Raw genomic sequence first — 24245 nt, forward strand, 5'->3', positions numbered from 1 at the left:
CCATGACGGAAAATAGTTTTTTGGTGTTTCCGAACATCGATCCCATCATTTTTAGCTTAGGCCCGGTGCATGTGCGCTGGTACGGGCTGATGTATCTGATTGGCTTTGTGGCGGCCTACCTATTGGCACACAAGCGCCTGGAACAAACCCGCTGGACCAAAGAGCAACTGGCCGATTTGTTATTCTGGGCGTTTGTCGGGGTAATCCTCGGCGGCCGTGTGGGCTATGTGCTGTTTTATCAGTTCGAGGTGTTTTTGGCCGATCCGCTCTATCTGTTTAAGATTTGGACCGGCGGCATGTCATTTCATGGTGGCTTGCTGGGGGTGCTGGCGGCGCTGGCCTGGCAGGCCAAACGCATGCAGGCCCGCTTTTTGGAACTGGGCGATTTTGTTGCCCCGCTGGTGCCCATCGGCTTAGGGGCCGGGCGTATTGGTAACTTTTTAAATGCCGAATTATGGGGCCGGCCCACCGATGTGCCCTGGGCGATCATCTTTCCTAATGCCGGCAATGAGCCGCGCCACCCCTCGCAACTGTATGAATTTGCTTTAGAAGGCGTGGTGTTATTTGTGATCTTATGGCTGTATTCGGCACGGCCTCGCCCGGTGGGCGCGGTCAGCGGGCTGTTCTTGTTAGGCTATGGGACGTTTCGCTTTATCGTGGAATATTTTCGCCAGCCGGACGCGCACATCGGCCTGTACGATGTGGGCTTAAGCCAGGGGCAGTTATTGTGTGTGCCGATGATTGCGCTGGGCCTGATTTTGATGGTTCAGGCGTATCGCCGCGGGGCTATCTCGCCGGCCGTCCGGCCTGCGGATAAATCGTCGGCAGCCAAACAGCCCGGTCAAAAAAACAAATCCCGGTCAAAATAGCAGGTAGGGGTATGAAAGAATATTTACAGCTGATGCGCCACGTGCGCGACAATGGCATTGAAAAGCATGATCGCACCGGAACCGGTACCTTCAGTGTATTTGGCTACCAGATGCGCTTTGACCTGCAAGATGGCTTTCCCTTGGTCACTACCAAAAAGTGTCATCTACGCTCCATCATTCACGAGCTGCTGTGGTTTTTAAAAGGGCAGACCAACATTGCCTACTTAAAAGAAAATGGTGTGTCGATCTGGGATGAGTGGGCCACCGACGAGGGTGAACTGGGGCCGGTGTACGGCGCGCAGTGGCGCAGCTGGCCGGCACCCGATGGCAGCACCATTGACCAGATTGCCCAGGTGATTGAGCAGATTAAAACCAACCCGGATTCACGCCGCCTAATTGTCAGCGCGTGGAACCCGGCGGTGTTGCCCGACAGCAGCCTGTCTCCTAAAGAAAATGCCGCGGCTGGCCGACAGGCGTTGCCGCCGTGTCACACCCTGTTTCAGTTTTATGTGTTAGACGGCAAGCTGTCCTGCCAGCTGTATCAGCGCAGCGGGGATGTCTTTTTGGGGGTGCCGTTTAATATCGCCAGCTACGCGTTGTTAACCATGATGGTGGCGCAGGTGTGTGACTTACAGCCGGGTGAGTTTATTCACACCCTGGGCGATGCCCATTTGTATTCGAATCATCTGGAGCAGGCTGACACCCAACTGGCCCGTGAGCCGTATGCGCGGCCCACCATGCACATTAATCCCCAGGTCAAAGATATCTTTGGCTTTTGCTTTGAGGACTTTACCCTTAAAGACTACCAGGCCCATCCGCATATCAAAGCCCCGGTCGCCATCTAGCTAACCTATCCCGCCCCGGCCGGGGCGGGTGTACCGGTTTGCTCAGCCCGGGCTATCTCGCCGCGCAGGCTGCGTAAAAACAGCAAGCCGGGGATGACCATCAGGGCGGTGAGCACAAAGAATACACTCCAGTTGCCGTTTAACGCATCCACCAGCCAGCCACTGGCGCCTGCCAGAGTGTTTTTGCCCGCCACACTCAACGAAGCCATCAGCGCGTACTGGGAAGCCGAAAATGCGCGATTACACATTAAGCTGATAAAAGCCACCATGGCCACGGTACTCCAGGCCGAAGTAAAGCCGTCGATGACAATGGCTGCGGCAAACAGGGTTTTGTCCGGGCCGGTGGCAGCCAGCCAGGCAAACATCAGATTACTGCTGGCCATGGCAATTCCGGCAATCATCAGGCCGCGATAAATGCCATAGCGGATATTCATCATACCGCCGATGATGGCAAAGACAATGGTCACCCACCAGTTAAGCAGCTTGGAATAAAAACCAATGTCGGTATTGGAAAAGCCCACCTCTTTGTAAAACACAATGCTCATGCGGCCCAAAAAGGCCTCACCCAGCTTGAACAAAAAGATAAACATCAATATCGATAGCGCCAGGCGCACCCCGTTGCGCCTGAAAAATTCGCTGAACGGTTCTTCTAACGTCACCCGTAGCCAGGCCCACATGGCCGGCAAGCCGCGGCTGCCGCCGGCCGCCTGCTGGTAGCGCAGATAGGCCTGCTGCTGCACACTGTCGCGGTCCACCTGCGGCTCTTTGGCCAGCAGGGTGAACAGGCTGATACCGGCCATCAGGCCAGCGAGCAACAAATAGATATCAGCCCACTGCCAGCCGGGCAGATCGGCAAAGATAAACGGCACCGCGCCCAAACCGCCATAGCCGGTCCACCAGCCGGCGGTGGCTAACGACGAGCCAGCCGACAGCTTGTCTTTTTCATGATCGGCAATCACATCGATGCGATAGGCATCCACCGCAATATCCTGGGTGGCAGAACAGATGGCAATAAGCAGAGCGAGGGTGGCCAGGCTGGCCAGATTTTGCTGGATATCCAATTGCGAGATGGCCACACAGCAAGCCATGATGGCCAGCTGCATAGTAAAGATCCAGCCGCGCCGCTGGCCTAACGCCAGCGGCCGTAACCGGTCAAGCAGCGGCGACCATAAAAAATTGATGGAATAGACACTGAAGATGATGCCGAACAGACCAATACCGGTGCGGCTTAGGCCTTCGTCAGCCAGCCAGGCCGAGATCACCGAGCCGATCATCACAAACGGAAACCCGCTGGAAATGCCAAATAAAAAAATGCTTAACAGACGACGATCGCGATAAACGCGCAGATACTGTGAGTAGGACATGGATAGGCCGGGTTAGTGGCAGACACTCCCGAGCCAATACCTCAGCTGTGGGAGCGTGCCTTTATTAAGGACGAATTCCCACACAGTCTATCGGACAACGGCCATGGCCTTCAAGAAAACCGGCGCACGCCTGCAATTCATCGATAAGCTCATTGTCGTACATCAGCTTATGCGCGTCCCAATAATGGATCTGATGAAGCAAATGCCAGAATACCCGCTCTTTATGGGTATAGGGCTGTTCGAGATGATAATCAACCTGGCTCCACTCTTCTAAAACATCCCAGAAGAACAATTCCAGTTCACTATATCCGATCAGACTTCCCCAATAACCGCGCAGGTAATAACAAAGCTGTTTCGCTTTTTCATCGATAAAGAAAGTAACGTTCACTAGGCCTTCGCCGGTGCGTTGATTTAACTTACTCAAGTATAGTGGGTAATCCAGTTTTGTCACATTACGTTAAAGTTAACCTGAACTACGCCGGCAAATCCAGCGAAAAATAGTTATGTTCTTATAAGTTACCAGCCCAGGTGGCGGGTCCAGCCGTGGATCTCCCGACCCAGCCGGCTGGCAAACGGCGAAGCCTGACCCGGCGTGCTGCGCAGGCTGCTCAGCTGCACCGGCAAATCGCGCTGACGATAATGCAGTTTTAAGCCGGTGCTGGCCGCCACCCGCCGGGCCTGACTGGTGTGGGCCGCCCAGCGGTTGGTCAGGCCGCCGGCGATATCCAGCACGGGTGCCTGAGTCTCAGCAATCCAGCGGGTGACTTGTTGATTGCGCTCCAATTCAGGCCAAAAGGGCGCTACTACCACCAGGGAGTCGGGCGTGGGCAGTTGCTGAGCAGCACTGAGCTCAAGCACTTGCGCTGCGACCATGCCCTGGGTAATTACCAGCCGATAGCCCGGTTCATCGGCGATGGCATCAAATACGGCGGCGGTCGTTTTAGCCACTACCTGCGCCCAGTCGGCCGGTTCTGATTGGCCGTCGCTGGCAGCAGGCTGAGCATCTTTTTCAGCAGCTGGCTGGTGACCCGGTAGCGCCTCAGCAGAAGCAAGTGGCACCACCAAAGTATGCCAGCCCCATTGCTGTAACTGCGCAGCCAGCGCCTGGCCAGTTTGCAGGGTCAGCCCCTGGCGTGCCGGCTCCACAAAAATCATCGCCACCCCACGGCTAAGCGGCACCGCCGAGGCAAAGCGCAGCGCTGTGTACTCAGTCTCGCCAACAGTGTAGGTGAGGCGTTGATGGGCCAGATAACGTTCCTTGAGCGTTTGGCTAAGCGGGCTGGCCAGCGCAGAGCTGAGCCAGACGACCATAAGCCATATACCGATTATGTACTTCACCCTGGGTTACCTGTGCTGCTGTCTGTGCTCAGGTTATCGGCAAAATGGCCGGATTATTGAGGCCGGATTGTGGAAGCTGTGTTGATGAACAGCAGAGCGCGCCGGTATTAGCCGGCGTCCACATACTCCGGCAGCGCTAGGGGCGCGGGTGTGTGCGTACTAAACGGGATGGGGGTGGTAAAATGGCTCCACTGTTGGGTATCTGGGTGACGGATGATCAAAGTCTGGGCATGCAACTGCAGGCGCGGTGCCATGGCAAGGGCTTCTGGATGCGCGTACAGACGATCGCCCAAAATAGGATGACCCAGCGCCAGCATATGCACACGCAGCTGGTGAGAGCGGCCGGTCACCGGCTTTAGCGCCACCAGGGTGCTGTCAGCCTGGCGCTCTACTACCGTGTAATAGGTCAGCGACGGCTTGCCGGTTTGCTGGCAGACCATTTGTTTAGGCCGGTTGGGCCAGTCACAAATCAGCGGCAAATCCACCATGCCGGCGGGCTGGCGCATACAGCCGTGAACCCACGCAAAATAGCGCTTTTGGGTTTGGCGGCTGGCAAACTGGTGCGACAGATAGCGGTTGGCGGCTTTGCTTAAGGCCATGATCATAATGCCGGAGGTGGCCATATCCAGCCGGTGCACCACCGAGGCGGTGGGAAACACCCGCTGCACCCGGGTGATCAGCGCATCTTTATGCGCGGCGGCTTTGCCCGGCACACTGAGCAGCCCGCTGGGCTTGTTAGCCACCACAATCGCATCATCCTGATACAAAATATTCAGATATGGCGACTGCGGCGGATTGTACACAAACGACGGATTGGCCATTATGGATTGTTCACCACGATGCGTAGCGCATCCAGTTGTACCTGGGCATCATCAAATGCCGCATCCAGCGCTTCGCGTTGTTGCTCGATAAACGCAATCTCACTGTCGCGAATGGCCGGATTGGTTTGCTGCAACTCACGCAAGCGATCGGCTTCCTGATTCAGGGTGTGCTGCATTTGCTGACGCGCGCCCTGCAACAGGCTCTGGCCTTGGTTGTCGGCCAGCTCGCGAGCGGTGTCGATTTGCTTTTTGACCGGTGTTTTTAACGCGCTGATAAGCTGCTGGGCAATTTTTTTGTTGGCCCGGCGGGTTTTATCAAAGGTGATATCCGACGGCTCGCCCTGCGCATCAATACACAGCTTGATGGGGGTCGGCGGCAAAAAGCGCCCGGCCTGCAACTGCTTGGGCGCATTGACCGACAAGGTGAATAACGCTTCTAACCAGTACGCGCCTTTGGGCAGACTGCGATCGCCGATAAAGCCCAGGCTGGCTTTGCCGATGGTGTCGGTGAGGATCAAATCCACCGCGTTATGAATAAGCGGATGATCCCAGCTTAAGTAATGCACATGCTCCAAGGTGGTGGCCACCCGGCGGCGGAAGGTCACGGTCATGCCGTCCGGGTCCAGCCCCGGCAGACTGTTAACCATGGACTCGCCCGGCGTTAGCACAATACAGTCATTGCCTTTGTCATCCTGATTAATGCCGATGGCATCAAACAGCCAGTTGGCAAAATCCGCCAGAGTCAGATTAGCATCCTGAGCAATCAGCTCATCCACCAGTTCGTCGACCTTGCCTTCACCAGAAGCATTGAGCTCCAGCAGGCGGTCGCGGCCCTGTTCCAGCTGCGCAGTCAGGCTGGCATTCAGTTCTTGGGTGGTGCTGACTAAATCGTCTAAGTTGTCGCTGTCCTGCGGTACCAGCAGGCACTCCTGCAACTGATCAGCAACCTGCTCGTACACGCCAGTACCAGTGGGGCAGGTTTTGCTAAAGGCATTGAGGCCATCGTCATACCAGCGTACCAGCACAGCCTGAGCAGACTCTTGCAGGTAGGGCACATGGATAGCGATATCTTCGCGCTGGCCAATCCGGTCCAACCGGCCGATACGTTGCTCCAGCAAATCCGGGGTCATGGGCAAATCAAACAGCACCAGGTGATGAGCAAACTGAAAATTGCGTCCTTCTGAGCCAATCTCGCTACACAGCAAAATCTGTGCGCCATCTTCCTCGTCGGCAAAAAAGTGCGCGGCCTTATCGCGCTCCACAATGCTCATGCCTTCATGAAACACCGAGTGGCGGATGCCGGTGCGCTGGCGGATGGCTTCACCCAGTTGCTGCGCGGTGACCGCGCTGGCACAAATCAACAGTACTTTATGTGGTTTGACCTTAGGTAAAAAGTCCAGCAACCATTCTACGCGCGGATCTAAGTCGGTCCAGGTGTCCACCAAGGCGGGCTGGCGCTCGGGAAACAGCATCTCATCCAGGCTGTCGCTGACCTCCAGCATGTCTTCATAGACCTCTGGCAACGCCAGCGGGTAGGTGTGCAGCTCTCGGCTGGGAAACCCGCTGATACTGGCGCGGCGGTTACGAAACAGCAGCCGGCCGGTGCCGTGGCGGTCAATCAGTTCATGCAGCAAGGCTTCACGGGCACTGGCATCGGTCAGATTATCCCAGTCGGTGTGGCTGTGCGGAGCCAGTTCGGCCAGGCGGGCTTTTTGGTCATCACTCAATGCCTCATCGCTTAACAGCGGGCTTACCGCCTCGGCCAGTTCGCTATAATGCGCTTCTTCGTCCAAAAAGCTGGCATAACTGTGAAAGCGCGCCGGGTCAAGCAGACGCAGGCGCGCAAAATGGCTTTCATGGCCCAGCTGGTCGGGCGTTGCGGTTAACAGCAGCACGCCGGGGATGTGCTGAGCCAGGGCTTCAATACGCTGGTATTCGGCAGAAGGTGCGGTTTCTGACCAGGCCAGATGGTGCGCTTCATCCACTACCAGCATATCCCAGGAAGCAGCCAGCGCCTGCGCATGATATTTGGGATGATCGCGTAAAAAGTCCAGCGAACACAGCACCAGCTGTTCTTGTTCGAACGGGTTGTCGTCGCTGTCAGCTGCTTGTTCGCAGCGGCTTTCATCAAAGATGGAAAAGGCCAGATTGACCCGGCGCAGCATTTCCACCAGCCACTGATGCACCAGCGAGTCGGGCACCACAATCAGTACCCGCTCAGCACGGCCAGTTTTGATTTGCTGATGAATGATCAGCGCTGCTTCAATGGTTTTACCCAGACCGACTTCATCGGCCAGCAGTACGCGTGGGGCATGACGGCCGCCAACCTGCGAGGCAATGTGCAGCTGATGGGGAATAAGCTCAATGCGCGCACCGCCCAGGCCAATAGTGGCCGAGCGCTGATAATCGCTCATGTGGGTCAGGGCATTAAGACGCAGGTCAAACCATTTGGGAATATCATGCTGCAGGCTGAACAAGCGCTGTTGCGGCTGATTAAGCTGGATATGATGGTCCAGCAGGGTTTCGGGCAAGCGTGCCATCTCGCCGGTATCCTGACGCGGGCCATGATAGATCACTACCTGCTGGGACACTTCCATCTCTTCGATGGTCATGCGCCAACCATCCTGACTGGTGATGGTATCACCCGGTTCAAAGGCCAGGCGGGTAAGCGGCGCGTCGCGCTTGGTGTATTTACGGTTGTCACCGGTGGCCGGAAAAAACACTTCTACCGAGCGGCTATCCTGATTGATGATAGCACCCAGCCCTAATTCTGATTCGGTGTTGCTTAGCCAGCGCTGGCCGACAGCGTATTCGCTTGCTGAACTCATGATACCTAGCTGCATGTTTAAAAATGGGGGCAGTATTGTACTTATCCGGCCCCGCTGAATAAAGTTCACTTTGCATAAGATTGGCCGCCGGCGCTGCTTTTAGCCCTATTTAGGGGGCTAACTGCTTGCCAGCAAAAAATAATTTACACAATTTGCGTGATAAAGCCGGCAAACTGGATTATGGTGAAAGTGTACGTCGATACGGCACAAGGTGGGTCGTAGTGTTCGGCCCTAAAACTTTGTGGTTGTTAATTGCCCGTCAGCTTTGCCGACGCGCCAGGTATTGCCAACCGGAGTGAAGGATGCTTAGAAAAAAATCTACTGCCACCAAAATATACGTCCTCGATACCAATATCCTGCTACACGAACCGCACGCATTTCTCTCGTTCAAAGAACACGATGTCGTGGTCCCCATGACTGTGCTTGAAGAACTCGACTACATCAAAGACAGCAAAAAAGATGTGGCCAGAGATGCCCGGGTGTCGATTCGGGCCATGGAAGACTTACTGCACGATGCCACACCCGAAGATATGCTGGCCGGGGTCAGCTTAGAAGGCTTTGGCGCCGGCAATGATGCCCCCACCGGCTCGCTGTCGATTTTTTCTGATCTGCGCATGACCGAGTCGCAGCAAAGCTTTACCAGCAACGAAAATGACAACCGCATCATCAATGTGGCGCTGCATCTGCAAAATACCTATGCGCCGCAACAGGTGGTGCTGGTGACCAAAGATTTGAACATGCGGCTTAAGGCCAAGGGCGCGGGTCTGGCCCATGTGGAAGATTATCGTACCGACCAGCTGATCAGTGATATTAAACATTTGTCCCGGGGTTATCATGAATTTGAAGGCGATTTTTGGTCGCAGGTGCGCTCGGTGGACAGCCGCACCGAGGGCCGTGACACCATTCATACCCTGCCGCGTTCGATACTCCCCGATGCGTATGTAAACCAGTTTTTACTCGATGACTCCAAGCATTTTGCCGGCTTGATTGAGTCGGTGAACCAGGATCATATTGAGCTGCTGGATTTGGGCTATGAGCGCCTGATGGGCCGCCATGCCTGGGGCATCAGTCCCAAAAGCATCGGCCAGGCCATGGCGCTGCATGCGCTGCTGGATGCCCACATCGATCTGGTGATCCTGACCGGCCCGGCGGGCAGCGGTAAAACCCTGCTGGCGCTGGCGGCGGCGCTGGAAATGGTGATCGAAAAAAACATGTACGACAAAATCATTGTCACCCGCAGCACCCCGGACATTGCCGAGTCCATCGGCTTTTTGCCCGGCACCGAGGAAGAAAAGATGGCGCCGTGGCTGGCGGCGATTACCGACTCGCTGGAAGTGCTGCATAAACATGATGAGCATGTAAACAGCTCCATGAATTACATCATGGAAAAAGCCAATATTCAGTTTAAGTCGGTAAACTTTATGCGGGGGCGCAGCATTCAAAATGCCATCGTGATTTTGGATGAATCGCAAAACCTCACCGCGTCACAATTAAAAACCATCATTACCCGCTGTGGCGAGGGCACCAAGCTCATCTGTAGCGGCAACCTTGCTCAAATCGACAGCAATTATTTGTCGCCGGTGACTTCGGGGCTGACCTATCTGGTGGAAAAATTTAAAAACTTTTCCGGCAGTGCCACGATCAATCTGGAAGGCGTGGTGCGCTCGCGTCTGGCACGCTTTGCCGAGGAGCATTTGTAACCAAAAAAGTCATAGCCGCAGCGCGCTGCGGCTAGATTTTTTCCACAGTATAATGGCGGTTGGCAATGGCTGCGCGGCTGTCCGGTGCAATCTGGCCAAAGGGTAGCTGGGCCGGGCCGGTGGGCTCATACAAGATATAGGAAGTACCGTCCACCTCTACGGTGTCATCGCCCTGACGTGGGGTTAGCGCTACACCGAGTAATGCATGCTGCGGCAACAGGATGAGGATCATCGGCGTGTCGGGCAAAAAGCCCCGGGCAATGGCGGCGGTCAATACCGATTTGCTGTCACAATCACCCTGATTGTGGGCCAGCAGGCCGGCCGGCGGTAAAAAGCCGGCGCCATTGGTTTGCGAGCGATCTTCTAAGGTATCGTAGGGAATGCTTTGTACCCAGCTCAGCAAAAAATCAAAATACTCACGGGCATCAGACTGGCTGGCAATATTGTCATAAATGGCCTGCGACAGCGGGATCAGCGGCTCCTGATATTCGCGGATAAAGCGGATGTGGTCAGGTTTAACCGCTTGCTGGTTATATACTGTGGTATAGCGGGTGTAATAATGGTCGCGAAGGTATTCATCAAATGCAGCTTGTTGCACCTCACGCAACTGGTCACTGATGGCCTGGTTGCGTGCCTGACTGGGTGAGCGTACCGCAATTTTTATGGCATCCTGCTGCTGGCTGAGGGTTACCCGGGCTTGTTTGGGATCAATCGCCTTTGCAGCTTTCATCATCTGCACATACACATACCGCTGGGCCAGTGCCGGCGAATAATTATGTTGCTGGTGAGGCAGGCTACTTAAGGCTTGCTTTGATAAGGCAAAGGCCAGGCTACGCGGTGAGCCGTCATTCGGCTGCCAGCGATATTCATAGGCGATCTGTTCAGACGTTTTTTGTGCAGAAAACGCCAGCTGAGCGGCCACACAGGCGCTGCTTGCGGCTATCAGCCAGCCCCACAACACAACTTGGAAGTACCACCGACGCAACATGCCAGCCCCTTAGTGAATGCCTGTCTGGCATAGTAGGGCTTTTGGTCGGCAAAGGCAAAAGCGCTGGTTAGGGGGTGTACCAGTCCATTTTTGACTGCAGCGAGACCACCGTGCCCACAATCACCAGGGTTGGCGGACGCAGGGTGGCAGTCTCCGGATTGCTGGTGATATCGGCCAGGGTGCCGGTCGCCACTTTTTGGCCTGGCAAGGTGGCCTGCTGTACCAGCGCGATAGGCGTATCCGCCGGCAGGCCGTGTTCGATCAGCTTGCTGCAAATAATTGGCAGCCCGGTCAGGCCCATATAAAACACCAGGGTCTGGTTGGTATGCGCCAGAGCCGGCCAGTTTAAATCAATGGTGCCATCTTTTAAGTGGCCGGTGGCAAACACTACCGACTGGGCATGATCGCGGTGGGTCAGCGGAATACCGGCATAGCTGGCGGTGCCACTGGCCGCGGTGATCCCCGGGACCACCTGAAAGTCGATGCCTTCGGCCAGTAATGTTTCAATTTCTTCGCCGCCGCGGCCAAAAATAAACGGGTCGCCGCCTTTAAGGCGTACCACCCGATTACCCTTTTTGGCCTCACTGACCATCAGTGCATTGATATCCGGCTGGGGCAGCGAATGGTGACTTTTGGCTTTACCGACATAAATTTTTTCGGCATCCCGGCGCACTAATTCTAAGATTGGCTTAGACACCAGCCGGTCATAAATCACCACATCGGCTTTTTGCATCAGGCGTAACGCGCGAAAAGTCAGCAAGTCCGGATCGCCGGGGCCAGCGCCCACTAAATAAACCTGGCCTTGCACCTCAGTGTCGTTTTCAGCGGCGCTGAGCATGCGTTCAAACAGTTGCTCGGCCTCGTCATCGCGGCCTTTTTCAATCAGCTCGGCCACATCGCCATCTAATACATCTTCCCAAAAATAGCGCCGGGCGGTAACACCGTTGAGGCGCTGCTTAACAATGTTACGGAATTTTTCGCTAAAGCGCCCCAGTCGGCTGATATTGGCCGGGATCACTGATTCCAGCTTTTGCCGCAAATAGCGTAACAATACCGGGGCCACGCCGCCGCTGGCCATGGCAATGGTGACCGGCGAGCGATCGATAATCGAGGGGGTAATAAACTGGCACAGCGGGGTGTTGTCCACCACATTGACCAGCACCTGGGCTTCTTTGGCCAACTGATAAATGGTGGCGTTGAGTTGCTCATCGTCGGTAGCCACAAAGGCCATGTCGGCCTTATTGAGGTCCTCGTGTTCAAACTTGCGCTGAACGAGGATGACCTGCGGGTGGTCGGCATATCCCAGCACGGTATTGCACATCCAGGGCGCCACCACGGTAACCCGGGCCGGGCTTTTTAAGATCAGCTCCAGCTTGCGCGCGCCCACTTCCCCGGCACCCACAATCAGAACATCAAGATCTTGTGCATCCAAAAAAACAGGAAAATAACGCATGGATTCGCGGCCACCACAAACAATAAAAGCGTCATTTTGACGCTTTTATAAAAAGATGAGAAACAACAAAAACCGCTCTCATATTGCTAACGGTTATATTGCCCTTTTATTTTTGCCTTAAGAGCGTTTGGGTCCGCGCTTTTTCGGTGGCTGATCGCTCCACTCACGCAGATTCAGGCGCTGGCCGGCAACCCGTGCTTTGCGCAGGACATCGCGGGTTTGCTCTGGCATACCATCTGGCAGATCTACGGTGCTGAAATTATCATAAATTTCAATCGCACCGATATTCTTGCTCTTCAGGTTGGCTTCGTTGGCGATGGCGCCGACGATATTGCCCGGCTTGGCCCCATGCACATGACCCACCTCGATACGAAAACGCTGCATGCCAGCTTCTGGCTTGCTGCTGCGGCCACGCGGTTTTTTGCGCTCGCCACGCTCGCCTTTACCATCGCGGCGCGTATCGTTATCACGACGCGGCGGCTTGCTGTGCAAGTCCGGGCGGTCGGATTCTTTGAGCAACAACGGCTCATTGCCTTGGGCCAGCTGGATCAGCGCGGCAATCAGGGTTTCCGGATCAGCTTCGGTCTCAGTTTTCAGCGACTCCACAATGGGCATCAAGGATTCGATGCTGTCGCTGGAGCAGGCTTCTACCACCGACTGTTTAAACTTCGACAACCGGGTTTCATTCAATTCATTAATCGACGGGATGGCCATCGGCTCAATGGGCTGGCGGGTGGTCTTTTCGATTGCAAACAACATGCGCTTTTCACGGTGCGAGATAAACAAAATCGCATCGCCGCTGCGTCCGGCACGGCCCGTCCGGCCAATGCGGTGCACATAAGATTCTGTGTCGTAAGGCACATCATAGTTGATAACGTGACTGACACGCTCAACATCCAGACCGCGGGCTACCACGTCGGTGGCTACCAGAATATCAATTTTACCCTGTTTCAGCTTTTCTACCGTACGCTCACGGGCATTTTGCGGAATGTCACCATTGAGTGCTTCCACATCATAACCGCGGGCAGCCAGTTTATCCGCCAGTTCCACCGTGGCGGTTTTGGTGCGCACAAAGATGATGGCGCCATCAAACGGCTCCACTTCCATGATCCGAGTCAGCGCTTCGAGTTTATGATGGCCGGCCACCTGACAATAACGCTGACGGATAGTCGAAGCCGTCGAGACTTTCGAGGCAATCTTTACATGCTTAGGATTGTTCAGATAACGCTGGGTGATTTTTTTCACCGGTCCGGGCATGGTGGCAGAAAACAGCGCAGTCTGACGTTCGGTCGGGGCATTCGATAAAATGGTTTCCACATCATCGATAAAGCCCATGCGCAGCATTTCGTCGGCTTCATCCAGGACCAGGAATCTCAGCTGGCTCAGATTCAGCGTTTTACGGTTGATATGGTCAATCACCCGGCCCGGGGTGCCCACAACTACCTGCACACCACGTTTTAACTGGCGAATTTGGTTGTCGTAGGATTGCCCGCCGTATACAGGTAACACTTTGATCTTCTGAGAGAAGCTGGCGTAAACCTGAAAGGCTTCAGCAACCTGAATGGCCAGTTCGCGGGTGGGAGCTAACACCAGCAATTGCGGATATTTAGCATCGGCATCAATATTGGCCAGCATGGGTAAAGCAAAGGCTGCGGTTTTTCCGGTCCCTGTCTGTGCCTGCCCTAACAAATCGTGGCCTTCCAGTAGCAATGGGATACTTTCAGCCTGAATCGGTGAAGGTTTTTCATAGCCAACTTTTTCTAGCGCTTGCAGAAGAGGTTGGGGTAAGTTGAGGTCTTTAAATGTCAAATCGACAGTAGTGGTCATTCACGATCCTGATGGGTAAGGCAGAGTCAGTAGCACAAGACGTGGTACTGGCGTTGTTGCAAAACCACCATTATAAGCCATCCTGACAGCAGATACCATGCAAATGCAAGTCTGTTTGTTAAGTTATCAGCCACACTACAAAATCTTTGCTGGCATATTCGCCGGCACGCGATAAACTCAAAACAAAAGCGTGCTCCAATCGTTAAAATTAACAGGTGTATAGGATGAAATTATCTACAGTGAGTAAATCGGTGTTCGCACCCCTGTGTGTGGCACTGTCAGTGTCGCTGGCCTTAGGTGGCTGTAGCGGCAAATCCATGGACGAACACTTGGACTCCGCCCGCAGTTATGCCCAGCAGCAGGACACCGAAGCGGCCATTATTGAATATAAAAATGCCATTCGGCTCGATCCGCAAGCGGCTCAGCCGCGCTTTGAACTGGGTCGGTTGTATTTAGCTGCTAACCAGTTTGAAGCCGCTGAAAAAGAGCTCAATCGCGCGCTGGAGCTGGGCCATTCGCCGTCAGAGGTAGTGCCATTTTTGTCGCAGGCCTACCAGCAAACCGGTGCCGAAAATGCGCTGGTCAATATGGATTACAGCCTGGAAGGCATGGACAGCAATCAGCAGGCCCAGGTGGCGTATTACAAACTGCAGGCGTTTGCTCAGCTAGAAAAAGAACAGCAGGCGCGTGAGCTGATTGACGCCATTGGTGAGCTGGACACCGATTCGGTGTACAAACCGTTGGGGCTGGCATTTAGTGCGATTTTGGATGAAGATTTTGAACAGGCGCTGGTGCAAACCGAAGCAGCTGCCAAGATTGCGCCGGACAATCAGGATGTATTGTTACAACAAGCCAAATTATATGCGCTGACCAAGCAGGCGGAAAAGGCCATTGATGTGTATCAGCGTTATGTGGCTGCTTATCCCGAAGATGTGACCAAACAATTTGCGTTAATCAGTTTGCTGGTGGAAAACCAGCAGATGGAAGAGGCGGCGCCGTATCTGGCCAAGCTGCTGAAAAAACATCCCAACAATGGTTTGTTGAATCAATATCAGGGCCTGGTGGAAACCTCCCGCGGTGATTACGACAAAGCCCTGAAACATTTAGAAAAAGCCATTCAATCCGGGCAAACAGGGCCGGCTGCCCGCCTGATTGCCGGGTTTGCCGCCTATCAGCTTAAAGATTTTGCGGCGGCCAGCCAGCATCTGTCGATGATTGCCTCTAATCTGCCAGACAACCACGCCGGCCTGCGTATGCTGGCCGACAGCCTGCTGCAGTTAGGCGATAACGAAGAAGCCACCGATGTATTAAGCCGCATGGATGGTCAGGGCGACAAAGACGCTGCGTTGTTTTCCAAAGCCGGCTTTCAGCTGCTGCAGGAAGGCAACACGGTTGAAGCGCAAAAAATGATTGAGCGTAGCAGCGAACTGAGTACCGAGGCCGAAGATCTGGCCCGCCTGGGGATCCTGCAGCTTTCCATGAATGATGTGGAAGGCATGGTTAACTTAGAAAGTGCGGCGGCGCAGGCTCCGGACAGTGTGGCTACGCAGAAAACCCTGATCTCGGCCTATATCCGCACCGGGCAGCTCGACAAAGCCCGCGAGGTGGCGGGACAGTGGATGCAAAATGCGCCGGATGATGTGGCCCCGTATCTGTATTTGTCAGAAGCCGAAGTGGCTGAAGGCAACACCGACAAGGCACTGGCCCTGCTGGATAAAGCTGAGGCGCTGGACAGTGACAATCGCATGGTCAAACTGGCCCAGGCCAAAGCCTATATTGTGGCAGGTGACTATGCCGATGCCGATCCGCTCTTAACCCGCCTGTTGGCCAATAATGAAGCCGATACGCAGGCGTTGTCATTACTTTATGCGTCGACCAAACAGCAGGATAAACCGGTGACAGCCATTGAGCAGCGTGCTCGCAAGGCGCTGGTAAATCACCCGGACAATGCGTCATTGCGCATCGGCCTGGCCCGCTTGCAAATGGCTGAACAAGACTTTGCTACGGCGCTGGATACGTTAGGACCGTTTAAAGCTGACAAAAGTGCGCCCATGGCATTCTGGCCGTTGGAAGGCCAGGCGCTTATACGCACCGGCGCGATGAACAAGGCCGAGCAGCATTATAAAAAATGGGCATCTTTGTATCCGGCCGATAAAGCCGCGGTATTAGGCAAGCTGATGCTGGATGATGCTAACAATCAGCGCGAGTCAGCACTGCAAACCATCGAGCGCTTTTTGGATAAACGCCCAGATGCTCAGATTGAAGTGTTAAAAGCCTATTTTCTGGCGCTGGAAAAACAGATAGAACCGGCTCGCGAGGTGCTGACCAGTTTGCCAGAGAAGGTCCAGGCGGTGCCATTTGTGCGCGGGATCAACGCCCGCTTATTATTGCTGGAAGGCAAGGCTAAGGAAGCGCTGGCGGATGCCAAAGCTGCCTATGGCGAAGATGCTAACCCGAAAAATGCCATGCTGGTGATTGCCAGCTATCAAAACAGTGGCCAGAAACAAGCCGGCTTTGACTTTTTAGCAGATCATTATGCCAAGCATCCGAATGACCTGAATGCGGCGGTGTTGTATGCCGAGCGGCTGATCACAAAAGACCGCGCCAAAGCCAAAGAGGTCTACCACACCATTATGGAGCAGTTGCCGGATAATTTTGTGGTGTTGAACAACTTAGCCTATCTGCATCTGGAAGACGGCCAGCTGGATAATGCCGAGCCGCTGGCCCGGCGCGCAGTCGAGCTGCGGCCAAAAAGCGCCAACGCGGTGGACACTCTGGCTCAAATTCTGATTGCCCGCGACCGCGTGAACGAAGCAGCCGGGTTATATGATCAGGTCAATGTAGAGACCATCCGCGATGACGAGGTATACCTCAATTATGTGGAAATTCTGATCAATACCAATCAGCACCAGTTGGCCCAACGCCGCCTCAACGCCCGCGAATTTGCTCAGGCGTCGGCGCAGCAGCGCGCCAACCAGCTGCGCCAGCTACTCTAACCGGCGCTCAGCGAGAGGCACGGTCTGCGCCGACTTCCTGGCGCAGCCGGTGCAGTTCATCCAGCACATCCTGTAAGGTGGGTTCGGCGTCTTCGGCATCGGCCGCGGCCGCCGCCCGTGCCTTTGCATTTTCATGCTCCATGGTGTTGACCACGATGCCGATCACCATGTTCAAAAAGGCAAACGCAGTAAAAAAGATAAACGATAAATAGTACAGCCAGCTCATGGGATACACTTCCATGGTTTCGTACATGACATCGGTCCAGTCTTCAAAGGTCATGACCCGGAACAGGGTCAACAAAGAGATGGTGATATCGCCCCACAACACCGGGTTGATAGCTTCAAACAGGGTACTGCCAATGGCGGCATAGATGTAGAAGATGATAAACATCAGCAGCATTACATAGCCTAACTGGGGCAGAGCTTTAACCAAGGATACCAGCAAAATGCGCAGCTCCGGGATGATGGAGATCATGCGTAGCACCCGGAACACCCGTACCAGCCGGCCCACCACTGCTAATTCGGCATTATCCGCCGGGATCAGCGAGACCACCACAATCAGAGTATCAAACCAGTTCCAGAAGCTTTTAAAAAAGTTTCGTTTGCGCCGCTCGGCCATAAAGCGAATACTGATTTCGGTTAAGAAAAACAGGCTGATAAACCAGTCCAGCACCAGTGTCAGACTGGTCAGCGGGGTCGGCAGTTCGTAGGTTTTTGCCCCGACCAGCAGGGCCGAGATGATGATCACCGAGATCACAAAGGTTTCAAACAGTTTATTGGCCCGAATGGCCTCGAATTTGGATTGTAATACAGCAGCTTGCGTTGACATAGTGGTTATACAGTGAGGTTGAGAACGACCGCGGCGCATTACCGCGAGGATACGTTAGGCAGATAAAATAAACTAAAACCGGCGGCTGGACGAGCCTGATGGCAGCCGGGCAAAGAAAAAAGGCACGGTAAGCACCGTGCCTTTTTTAGGTGCGTAGCACCTGGGGCAGGCCTAGCCCTGTGCCGGCTGGCCGGCCTGATTACCAGACTGATTGGCGGGCTGGGGAGCCTGCAAGCCCTGGTTGATCATTTTGACATCTTTCTCGGTCAGGGTGCCGGCAGCTTCTTTTAAGCTGACCACCGCCTGGATAAAGTCATAGCGGGCACTGGCTAAGTTGCTGCGGGCGTTGAACAGGTTACGAGTGCTGTCTAACACATCCACAATGGTCCGGGTCCCTACATCAAAGCCGGCTTCGGTGGCTTTTAACGCACTTTGCGCTGAAACCACGGCCTGCTCCAGCGCACGGATACTGGAAATCGCGGCTTTAACATCATTAAACGAGCTACGCACCGACTGCACAGTCTGGCGGTAGGTTTGTTCCACCTGCTCGCTGGCCGCAATAAAGTTAAACTTGGCCTGGTCGGTCTGGCTGGATACCCGCAGTCCCTGGAAGATGGGGATATTCAGATTGACGCCCACACTGTAGTCGTTCAGCCACGGCGTTTCAAAATCAATGCGGTCGCCGGTGATATCATTTTTGGTGCGGTTGGCCTGTGCTGATAACCCTAAGGTAGGCAGGTGGCCGGCCCGGGCGCTACTGATATCTTCTTTAGCAATGTCCAGCGCCAGACGGTTTACCAGCAATGCCAGGTTGCTGTCTTCGGCAAGTTCTAACCATTCGTCGGCTTTGCTGGGCGTGGGCATAGTGGCTGAGAACGAATCTTTGTCCAGCGGGTACAAGCGGTCATGGTATTTGCCGGTGATCACTCGCAGTGCTTCTAACGCCAGTTCCACCTGGTTTTCGGCCTGAATTTCCTGGGCCACGGTGCTGTCAAAGTTGGCCTGGGCTTCGTGGACATCGGTGATGGCGGTCAGACCCACTTCAAAGCGCTGTTTGGTTTGCTCCAACTGGCGCTCGATGGCGCGTTTTTCGGCGCGGACAAATTCCAGATTGTCTTTGGCGCGCAGCACGTCAAAATAGCTGTTCACAGTACGTACAATCAGCTGCTGCATGGTGGAGGCCAGTTGGGCATCGCTTTGCTCGGCCACTTTTTCGGCCCGATTCAGGCCCACCCAGTTAGCATGATCATACAGTGACAGGTTCATGCTGATGCCGTATTGCATGGTTTCATTATCGGAATCAATAACCACCAGTTGCAGGTTGTCCTGGTCAGAGCCGGCAAACTGGGTGTTTTCGCGGCTGCCTTGCTGGTAGCTGACTGCGCCGGAGATTTGCGGCAGCAGATTGGCCCGGCTGATAGGGATCCCTTCATAGGCGGCATTGCGTTGGGCCTGGGCACGGTTTACCACCGGGTCATTGGTCAGTGCTTGCTGGTAAACCTGCAATAGATCGTCGGCCAGCGCAGAAGTGGTTGCGCTCATGCCGATGACAAGCGACAGAAGTGTTCGTTTCATTAATCCGCCTTCCTGTTTTTAATTTGCGTCGTTAACGACTGCTAAAGGTTGTCAAGTGTATGAAAGTCAAATGCAATTCGGTAGTCCAATAAAGTTACAGAGCGTATTTAACTGTAACAGAATGTGATAGCTGTCCCGCCGAGCCTGTTTGTGGCCGAGGCTTTTGCAATATTCATGCGCAAAAGCGATGCACAGTGATCCTGGTCTACCGGTTGCCACCCAAGTGCGCTGCCCGTGTGTTGGTTATTGCGCCTACACCTATTATTGTTTGAGTCATAGTATCTTCTTTACATGCAAAGGTGAATGTAAATGAGCAAGAAAATACCTAAGTTCAACGTAGATGATGTCAAAATTCAAAATATCCAGCCTTTGTATGATGGCTTTTTTAAAATGCAGCGCTATGAATTTGTGCACCGGTTATACAACGGGGGCTGGAGTGAGGTGGTCAAGCGAGAAATTTTTGAGCGGGGCCATGCGGTGGCGGTCTTACCGTACGATCCTACCACCGAAGAATTTGTGTTGATTGAACAATTTAGGATTGGCGCGGTGCCTACCAGTGACCATCCCTGGCTTATTGAAGTGGTGGCCGGTATCATTGAAGAGGGCGAAACACCGCAGGATGTAGTGCATCGAGAAGCTAAAGAAGAAGCCGGCATCAGCTTGAGCCACCTGACCGCGGCCACCTCGTATTTAAGTAGCCCCGGCGGCACCACGGAACGATTACATATTTACATGGCCCAAACAGATGCCACCCAGGCCCACGGCATCCACGGGCTGGACACCGAATCGGAAGATATCCGGGTACACCGGGTGGCCGAGACTGAGGCGCTTGAATGGTTGCAAAATGGCCATATAGACAACGCCGCAGCGATCATTGCGTTACAATGGTTTTTTATGAACAAACAACAACTACTCGACAGGTGGCAGTCCTCGTGAAAAAAGATGTTGCGTCAAGCCAGCGAAAATATGTGCCGCACCTGCCCAGTATGCAGGCGGTGTGTGAGCTCAACTATCGGCACTTTTTACAGGTGTTGCCCGATTGCGATACCGCCGATCTGCGTTACGACTTTACCATCAAGCAGGCGCTGCGCTATCGCATCACCATCACCGAAACCGCCCGCTATACCACCACGCTGACCATGGAGCAGCTCAATGCTCATTCGCCGGCCTATCTGAAACCGGCCATGACAGTGCGCCTGTACCATGATGTGCGCTTAGCCGAGGTGATAAGCAGCCAGCACACCGGCGCGTTCGCGCCCTCGTATGCTTACCCCAATAACAAGATGCGCCAACGTAACGAAAAACAGATGGTGAATCTGTTTTTGGCTGAGTGGCTGGCATTTTGTCTCAAACATCGGCCCCGGGTTACCAGCGAAGCCTGATGCGGCTGGTCCAGCTATCCGACTGCCATTTGCTGGCCGAAGCCTCTCGCGCCGGCTATGGTGGCATCCAGCCGTACGCCAGCTTACAAAAGTGTGTGGCGCTTACCGCCAGCTTGGCCCCGGATGCGGTGGTACTGACCGGGGATATCAGTGGCGATAACAGCGCCGCCAGTTATGCCCACTGCCAGGCTATACTGTCTGCCGGGCTGGGCGATATCCCGTGGCGGGTCATCCCGGGCAATCATGATGTTAATGCCCGCTTTGCCCTGGCGCTGGGCCATGCTCAGCTTAGCGCTGGCCAGCCCTGGTCCATCGGGCGCTGGCGGCTGCACGGGCTGGATACCTGTGATCACGCCAGCGGCGGGCGCCATGCCGGCGGCTTTATCCAATCTACCCAGTTAAGCCGGATTACCCAGGCCATTGCCCAGGCGCCCGATGCCTATCATTTGCTGGCCATGCATCATCCGCCCCTGCTGTCGCACAGCTGGATGGATCGGCACAAGCTGGCCAACCCCGGCTATTTTGAACACTGGCTCACCACGACCCCGGCTATTCGGGCGGTGTTGCACGGTCATCTGCATCATGCTGGCCAACAAACGCTGAGCCAACGACCAGTGTGGGGAGCACCCTCCACCTGCTGGCAGTGGGCCATGACCGCGGAGTTTGGCCTGGCCGACACCGCACCCGGCCTGCGCATTATTGAGCTGCCGGATGATGGCCAGCTCACCACCACAATCAGGAGAATTGCATGACGCATGTGCTGTATCTGCACGGTTTTTTAAGCTCACCCCAATCTCAAAAAGCCCGCCTGACGGTGGACTGGTTTGCCCGACATTATCCGCAGGTGACATTACATGTGCCGCAGCTGACCAACCAGCCCAGCGCGGTAGCCGACCAGCTGGCAGACTATCTGGCTGCGCACCCAGAGGTGCTTGCCGATGGCCTTAAAGCCATTGGCAGCTCCATGGGCGGATTTCTGGCCACCCATCTGGTGGAGCAGCACGGGGGCCGTGCGGTGCTGATAAACCCGGCGGTCCGCCCGTACGAACTGTTGCTGGATTATCTAGGCGAGCACACCAATCCCTATACCGAGGAACAATTTGTGTTACAGCCGCAGGATATGCACAGCCTGCAGGCGTTGGACACCCCATTGCTGGCTGCGCCACAAGCGTACCGGGTGATGCTGCAAACCGGTGATGAAACCCTGGATTACCGGCAGGCCGAAGCTAAATATCAACACGCCAGCCTGGTAATAGAACATGGCGGCGACCACAGCTTTGTGGATTATGCTCGCCACCTGCCTGAGATTGCCGCATTTTTGCTGCCGGACCAGCCGGCCAGTTAACCTTGGACAAACACGCACGGGGCAAATTGCCCGGCGTTGACAGTCCTGATACTATCGTCTTCTGGCCTAAAAATGTTGGGCGAGATCGCTGTAGCCCACGGGCTACGCGGGCGGCACTGTGACTCTTTGTGAAGTAATAAAAAAAGATATGACAAACAATTATAATTCTGAAGCAATTGAAGTACTTAACGGACTAGAACCCGTTCAGCGCCGGCCGGGTATGTATACCGATACCATGCGTCCCAATCATCTTGGTCAGGAAGTTATTGATAACAGTGTGGATGAAGCCCTGGCCGGGCATGCCACCAATATTAAGGTGATTTTGCACGAAGATCAGTCACTGGAAGTGACTGATGATGGCCGCGGCATGCCGGTGGATGTCCACCCGGAAGAAAAAATCTCCGGGGTCGAACTCATTATGACCAAGCTGCATGCCGGCGGTAAGTTCTCCAACAAAAATTATGCCTTTTCCGGTGGTCTGCACGGGGTGGGTATTTCGGTGGTCAACGCGCTGTCCAGCAAAGTTGAGGTGACTATCCGCCGTGATGCGACTGTGTATCAGATTGATTTTGCTCATGGCGATAAAACTCAGGATTTACGGGTTATCGACAGCTGTGGCAAGCGTAATACCGGCACCCGGGTGCACTTTTGGCCCGACCCGCAATATTTTGACTCGGCCAAATTCTCCGCTTCGCGCCTGATCCACAATTTACGCGCCAAAGCAGTGTTGTGCCCCGGTTTACGCATTAAATTTGATAACAAGGTCACTAAAGAGACCTATGAATGGTATTTCGAAGATGGTCTAAAGGACTATTTGTATCAGGCGGTGGAGCAATACCCGACCATTCCTGAGGATGAGCCGTTTGTAGGCGCTTTTAGTGGCAATACCGAGGCGGCCGACTGGGCAGTGATGTGGTTGCCTGAAGGCGGCGAGCTGGTCACCGAAAGCTATGTGAACCTGATTCCCACAGCCCAGGGTGGTACCCATGTTAATGGTTTGCGCCAGGGCCTGCTCGAGTCCATGCGCGAATTTTGTGAATTTCGCAATCTGTTGCCACGCGGTGTCAAACTGAGCCCGGATGATATCTGGGATCGCTGTACCTATATTTTATCCACTAAGATGCAGGACCCGCAGTTTGCCGGCCAGACTAAAGAACGGTTGTCCTCGCGCCAGGCCTCGGCATTTGTGTCCGGAGTGGTCAAAGACGCCTTCAGTCTGTGGCTGAACCAGCATACCGCCATCGCTGAAAGTCTGGCCGAGATGTGTATCAGCAATGCCCAGCGCCGCATGCGTCAGAATAAAAAAGTGGCGCGTAAAAAAGTCACTCAGGGGCCGGCATTGCCGGGGAAGCTCACCGACTGTTCGTCGCAGGATATAAACTATTCTGAGCTATTTTTGGTAGAAGGTGATTCAGCCGGAGGATCGGCAAAACAAGCCAGAGATCGGGAATTTCAGGCTATCATGCCGCTGCGCGGTAAGATTCTAAACAGCTGGGAAGTGGATTCTTCGCAGGTGTTAGGCTCGCAGGAAATTCATGATATTTCGGTGGCGCTGGGGATTGACCCGGGCTCTACCGACTTAAGCGGACTACGCTATGGCAAGATTTGTATTCTGGCCGATGCTGACTCAGACGGCCTGCATATTGCAACCTTGCTGTGCGCGCTATTTGTGCGCCATTTTACGACGCTGGTAGAGCAGGGTCATGTGTATGTGGCCATGCCACCATTATTTCGTATAGATGTGGGTAAAGAAGTGTTTTATGCCCTGGATGAAAGTGAAAAACAAGGCATTTTAGATCGCATTGAAGCCGAGAAAAAACGTGGCAAAATCAATGTGCAGCGGTTTAAAGGCTTGGGCGAGATGAACCCGATGCAGTTGCGGGAAACCACCATGGACCCCAACACCCGGCGGCTGGTACAGCTGACCGTGGAAGATGCTAGCGACATGCTGGAACTGATGGATATGTTACTGGCGAAAAAGCGCAGTGGCGATAGACGGGCCTGGCTGGAAAGCAAGGGCGACAAAGCAGAAGTTATTTAATATCAGCTGGCAAGGCTGGTGAGAAATTATTACCGGAAATCGAA

The 24245-nt window shown here is 54.4% G+C and carries 19 protein-coding genes; 9 read left to right on the forward strand and 10 right to left on the reverse strand.

Annotated elements, in window-relative coordinates; translation table 11 throughout:
* Positions 1–2 precede the first annotated feature (2 nt).
* Positions 3–869 (forward strand): prolipoprotein diacylglyceryl transferase, encoded by an 867-nt coding sequence (gene lgt, locus ACTUJZ_RS05760; RefSeq protein ID WP_463635336.1) that lies wholly within the window; start codon positions 3–5, stop codon positions 867–869.
* Positions 870–880: 11 nt separating this feature from the next.
* Positions 881–1714: a thymidylate synthase gene (locus tag ACTUJZ_RS05765; RefSeq protein WP_463635337.1), complete on the forward strand. Its 834-nt coding sequence runs from the start codon at positions 881–883 to the stop codon at positions 1712–1714.
* 5 nt (positions 1715–1719) lie between these two features.
* Here ACTUJZ_RS05765 and ACTUJZ_RS05770 read toward each other — a convergent pair whose 3' ends face one another.
* The 5 genes from ACTUJZ_RS05770 to rapA form a co-directional block, all read right to left on the reverse strand.
* On the reverse strand, positions 1720–3078 hold the full coding sequence (locus ACTUJZ_RS05770; RefSeq protein WP_463635338.1) for an AmpG family muropeptide MFS transporter: 1359 nt from the start codon (positions 3076–3078) through the stop codon (positions 1720–1722).
* Between the two features lie 64 nt (positions 3079–3142).
* Positions 3143–3466 (reverse strand): hypothetical protein, encoded by a 324-nt coding sequence (locus ACTUJZ_RS05775; RefSeq protein ID WP_463635930.1) that lies wholly within the window; start codon positions 3464–3466, stop codon positions 3143–3145.
* Between the two features lie 128 nt (positions 3467–3594).
* Complete coding sequence (locus ACTUJZ_RS05780; protein WP_463635339.1) at positions 3595–4389, reverse strand: DUF3530 family protein; 795 nt, start codon at positions 4387–4389, stop codon at positions 3595–3597.
* Positions 4390–4523: 134 nt separating this feature from the next.
* The gene (gene rluA, locus ACTUJZ_RS05785) at positions 4524–5237 is read right to left on the reverse strand and encodes a bifunctional tRNA pseudouridine(32) synthase/23S rRNA pseudouridine(746) synthase RluA (RefSeq protein WP_463635340.1); all 714 of its coding nucleotides are present in this window, start codon (positions 5235–5237) and stop codon (positions 4524–4526) included.
* Entirely contained in the window at positions 5237–8065 is a 2829-nt protein-coding gene (rapA, locus tag ACTUJZ_RS05790) for an RNA polymerase-associated protein RapA (RefSeq protein ID WP_463635341.1), read from the reverse strand. Before rapA ends, rluA begins: the two co-directional genes overlap by 1 nt.
* Before the next feature lie 302 nt (positions 8066–8367).
* Between rapA and ACTUJZ_RS05795 the strand changes: the two genes are divergently transcribed.
* A complete protein-coding gene (locus tag ACTUJZ_RS05795; RefSeq protein ID WP_463635342.1) occupies positions 8368–9765 on the forward strand; it encodes a PhoH family protein in 1398 nt (465 codons plus the stop codon).
* 31 nt (positions 9766–9796) lie between these two features.
* On the opposite strand, the gene ACTUJZ_RS05800 is transcribed toward ACTUJZ_RS05795, so the two are convergent.
* The 3 genes from ACTUJZ_RS05800 to ACTUJZ_RS05810 all read right to left on the reverse strand — a co-directional run bounded on the left by ACTUJZ_RS05800 (position 9797) and on the right by ACTUJZ_RS05810 (position 14033).
* Entirely contained in the window at positions 9797–10753 is a 957-nt protein-coding gene (locus ACTUJZ_RS05800; RefSeq protein WP_463635343.1) for a hypothetical protein, read from the reverse strand.
* A gap of 67 nt (positions 10754–10820) precedes the next feature.
* On the reverse strand, positions 10821–12206 hold the full coding sequence (gene cysG, locus ACTUJZ_RS05805; protein ID WP_463635344.1) for a siroheme synthase CysG: 1386 nt from the start codon (positions 12204–12206) through the stop codon (positions 10821–10823).
* A gap of 117 nt (positions 12207–12323) precedes the next feature.
* On the reverse strand, positions 12324–14033 hold the full coding sequence (locus ACTUJZ_RS05810) for a DEAD/DEAH box helicase (RefSeq protein WP_463635345.1): 1710 nt from the start codon (positions 14031–14033) through the stop codon (positions 12324–12326).
* A gap of 224 nt (positions 14034–14257) precedes the next feature.
* Between ACTUJZ_RS05810 and prsT the strand changes: the two genes are divergently transcribed.
* A complete protein-coding gene (gene prsT, locus ACTUJZ_RS05815; protein ID WP_463635346.1) occupies positions 14258–17029 on the forward strand; it encodes an XrtA/PEP-CTERM system TPR-repeat protein PrsT in 2772 nt (923 codons plus the stop codon).
* A 7-nt stretch (positions 17030–17036) separates the two neighbouring features.
* Here the strand turns inward: prsT and ACTUJZ_RS05820 are convergent, their stop codons facing one another.
* Positions 17037–17858: an ion transporter gene (locus ACTUJZ_RS05820; RefSeq protein ID WP_463635347.1), complete on the reverse strand. Its 822-nt coding sequence runs from the start codon at positions 17856–17858 to the stop codon at positions 17037–17039.
* A gap of 171 nt (positions 17859–18029) precedes the next feature.
* Positions 18030–19433 (reverse strand): outer membrane channel protein TolC, encoded by a 1404-nt coding sequence (gene tolC, locus ACTUJZ_RS05825; protein WP_463635348.1) that lies wholly within the window; start codon positions 19431–19433, stop codon positions 18030–18032.
* A 309-nt stretch (positions 19434–19742) separates the two neighbouring features.
* Between tolC and nudF the strand changes: the two genes are divergently transcribed.
* The 5 genes from nudF to parE all read left to right on the forward strand — a co-directional run bounded on the left by nudF (position 19743) and on the right by parE (position 24201).
* Complete coding sequence (nudF, locus tag ACTUJZ_RS05830; RefSeq protein ID WP_463635349.1) at positions 19743–20369, forward strand: ADP-ribose diphosphatase; 627 nt, start codon at positions 19743–19745, stop codon at positions 20367–20369.
* Positions 20370–20419: 50 nt separating this feature from the next.
* The gene (locus ACTUJZ_RS05835) at positions 20420–20815 is read left to right on the forward strand and encodes a DUF1249 domain-containing protein (RefSeq protein ID WP_463635931.1); all 396 of its coding nucleotides are present in this window, start codon (positions 20420–20422) and stop codon (positions 20813–20815) included.
* Complete coding sequence (locus tag ACTUJZ_RS05840) at positions 20776–21567, forward strand: metallophosphoesterase family protein (RefSeq protein ID WP_463635350.1); 792 nt, start codon at positions 20776–20778, stop codon at positions 21565–21567. Before ACTUJZ_RS05835 ends, ACTUJZ_RS05840 begins: the two co-directional genes overlap by 40 nt.
* Positions 21564–22160 (forward strand): YqiA/YcfP family alpha/beta fold hydrolase, encoded by a 597-nt coding sequence (locus ACTUJZ_RS05845; protein ID WP_463635351.1) that lies wholly within the window; start codon positions 21564–21566, stop codon positions 22158–22160. Before ACTUJZ_RS05840 ends, ACTUJZ_RS05845 begins: the two co-directional genes overlap by 4 nt.
* Positions 22161–22308: 148 nt before the next feature.
* Positions 22309–24201 (forward strand): DNA topoisomerase IV subunit B, encoded by a 1893-nt coding sequence (gene parE, locus ACTUJZ_RS05850; protein WP_463635352.1) that lies wholly within the window; start codon positions 22309–22311, stop codon positions 24199–24201.
* The last annotated feature ends 44 nt before the right edge of the window (positions 24202–24245 follow it).

It is taken from the genome of Alteromonas sp. WD8-37 (genome assembly GCF_055326825.1).

What these genes read in the sequence shown, in the direction of transcription:
- lgt (WP_463635336.1), top strand. Translation starts at nt 3, where the DNA reads ATGACGGAAAATAGTTTTTTGGTGTTTCCGAACATCGATCCCATCATT.
- ACTUJZ_RS05765 (WP_463635337.1), top strand. Translation starts at nt 881, where the DNA reads ATGAAAGAATATTTACAGCTGATGCGCCACGTGCGCGACAATGGCATT.
- ACTUJZ_RS05770 (WP_463635338.1), bottom strand. Translation starts at nt 3,078, where the DNA reads ATGTCCTACTCACAGTATCTGCGCGTTTATCGCGATCGTCGTCTGTTA.
- ACTUJZ_RS05780 (WP_463635339.1), bottom strand. Translation starts at nt 4,389, where the DNA reads ATGGTCGTCTGGCTCAGCTCTGCGCTGGCCAGCCCGCTTAGCCAAACG.
- rluA (WP_463635340.1), bottom strand. Translation starts at nt 5,237, where the DNA reads ATGGCCAATCCGTCGTTTGTGTACAATCCGCCGCAGTCGCCATATCTG.
- rapA (WP_463635341.1), bottom strand. Translation starts at nt 8,065, where the DNA reads ATGAGTTCAGCAAGCGAATACGCTGTCGGCCAGCGCTGGCTAAGCAAC.
- ACTUJZ_RS05795 (WP_463635342.1), top strand. Translation starts at nt 8,368, where the DNA reads ATGCTTAGAAAAAAATCTACTGCCACCAAAATATACGTCCTCGATACC.
- ACTUJZ_RS05800 (WP_463635343.1), bottom strand. Translation starts at nt 10,753, where the DNA reads ATGTTGCGTCGGTGGTACTTCCAAGTTGTGTTGTGGGGCTGGCTGATA.
- cysG (WP_463635344.1), bottom strand. Translation starts at nt 12,206, where the DNA reads ATGCGTTATTTTCCTGTTTTTTTGGATGCACAAGATCTTGATGTTCTG.
- ACTUJZ_RS05810 (WP_463635345.1), bottom strand. Translation starts at nt 14,033, where the DNA reads ATGACCACTACTGTCGATTTGACATTTAAAGACCTCAACTTACCCCAA.
- prsT (WP_463635346.1), top strand. Translation starts at nt 14,258, where the DNA reads ATGAAATTATCTACAGTGAGTAAATCGGTGTTCGCACCCCTGTGTGTG.
- ACTUJZ_RS05820 (WP_463635347.1), bottom strand. Translation starts at nt 17,858, where the DNA reads ATGTCAACGCAAGCTGCTGTATTACAATCCAAATTCGAGGCCATTCGG.
- tolC (WP_463635348.1), bottom strand. Translation starts at nt 19,433, where the DNA reads ATGAAACGAACACTTCTGTCGCTTGTCATCGGCATGAGCGCAACCACT.
- nudF (WP_463635349.1), top strand. Translation starts at nt 19,743, where the DNA reads ATGAGCAAGAAAATACCTAAGTTCAACGTAGATGATGTCAAAATTCAA.
- ACTUJZ_RS05835 (WP_463635931.1), top strand. Translation starts at nt 20,420, where the DNA reads ATGCAGGCGGTGTGTGAGCTCAACTATCGGCACTTTTTACAGGTGTTG.
- ACTUJZ_RS05845 (WP_463635351.1), top strand. Translation starts at nt 21,564, where the DNA reads ATGACGCATGTGCTGTATCTGCACGGTTTTTTAAGCTCACCCCAATCT.
- parE (WP_463635352.1), top strand. Translation starts at nt 22,309, where the DNA reads ATGACAAACAATTATAATTCTGAAGCAATTGAAGTACTTAACGGACTA.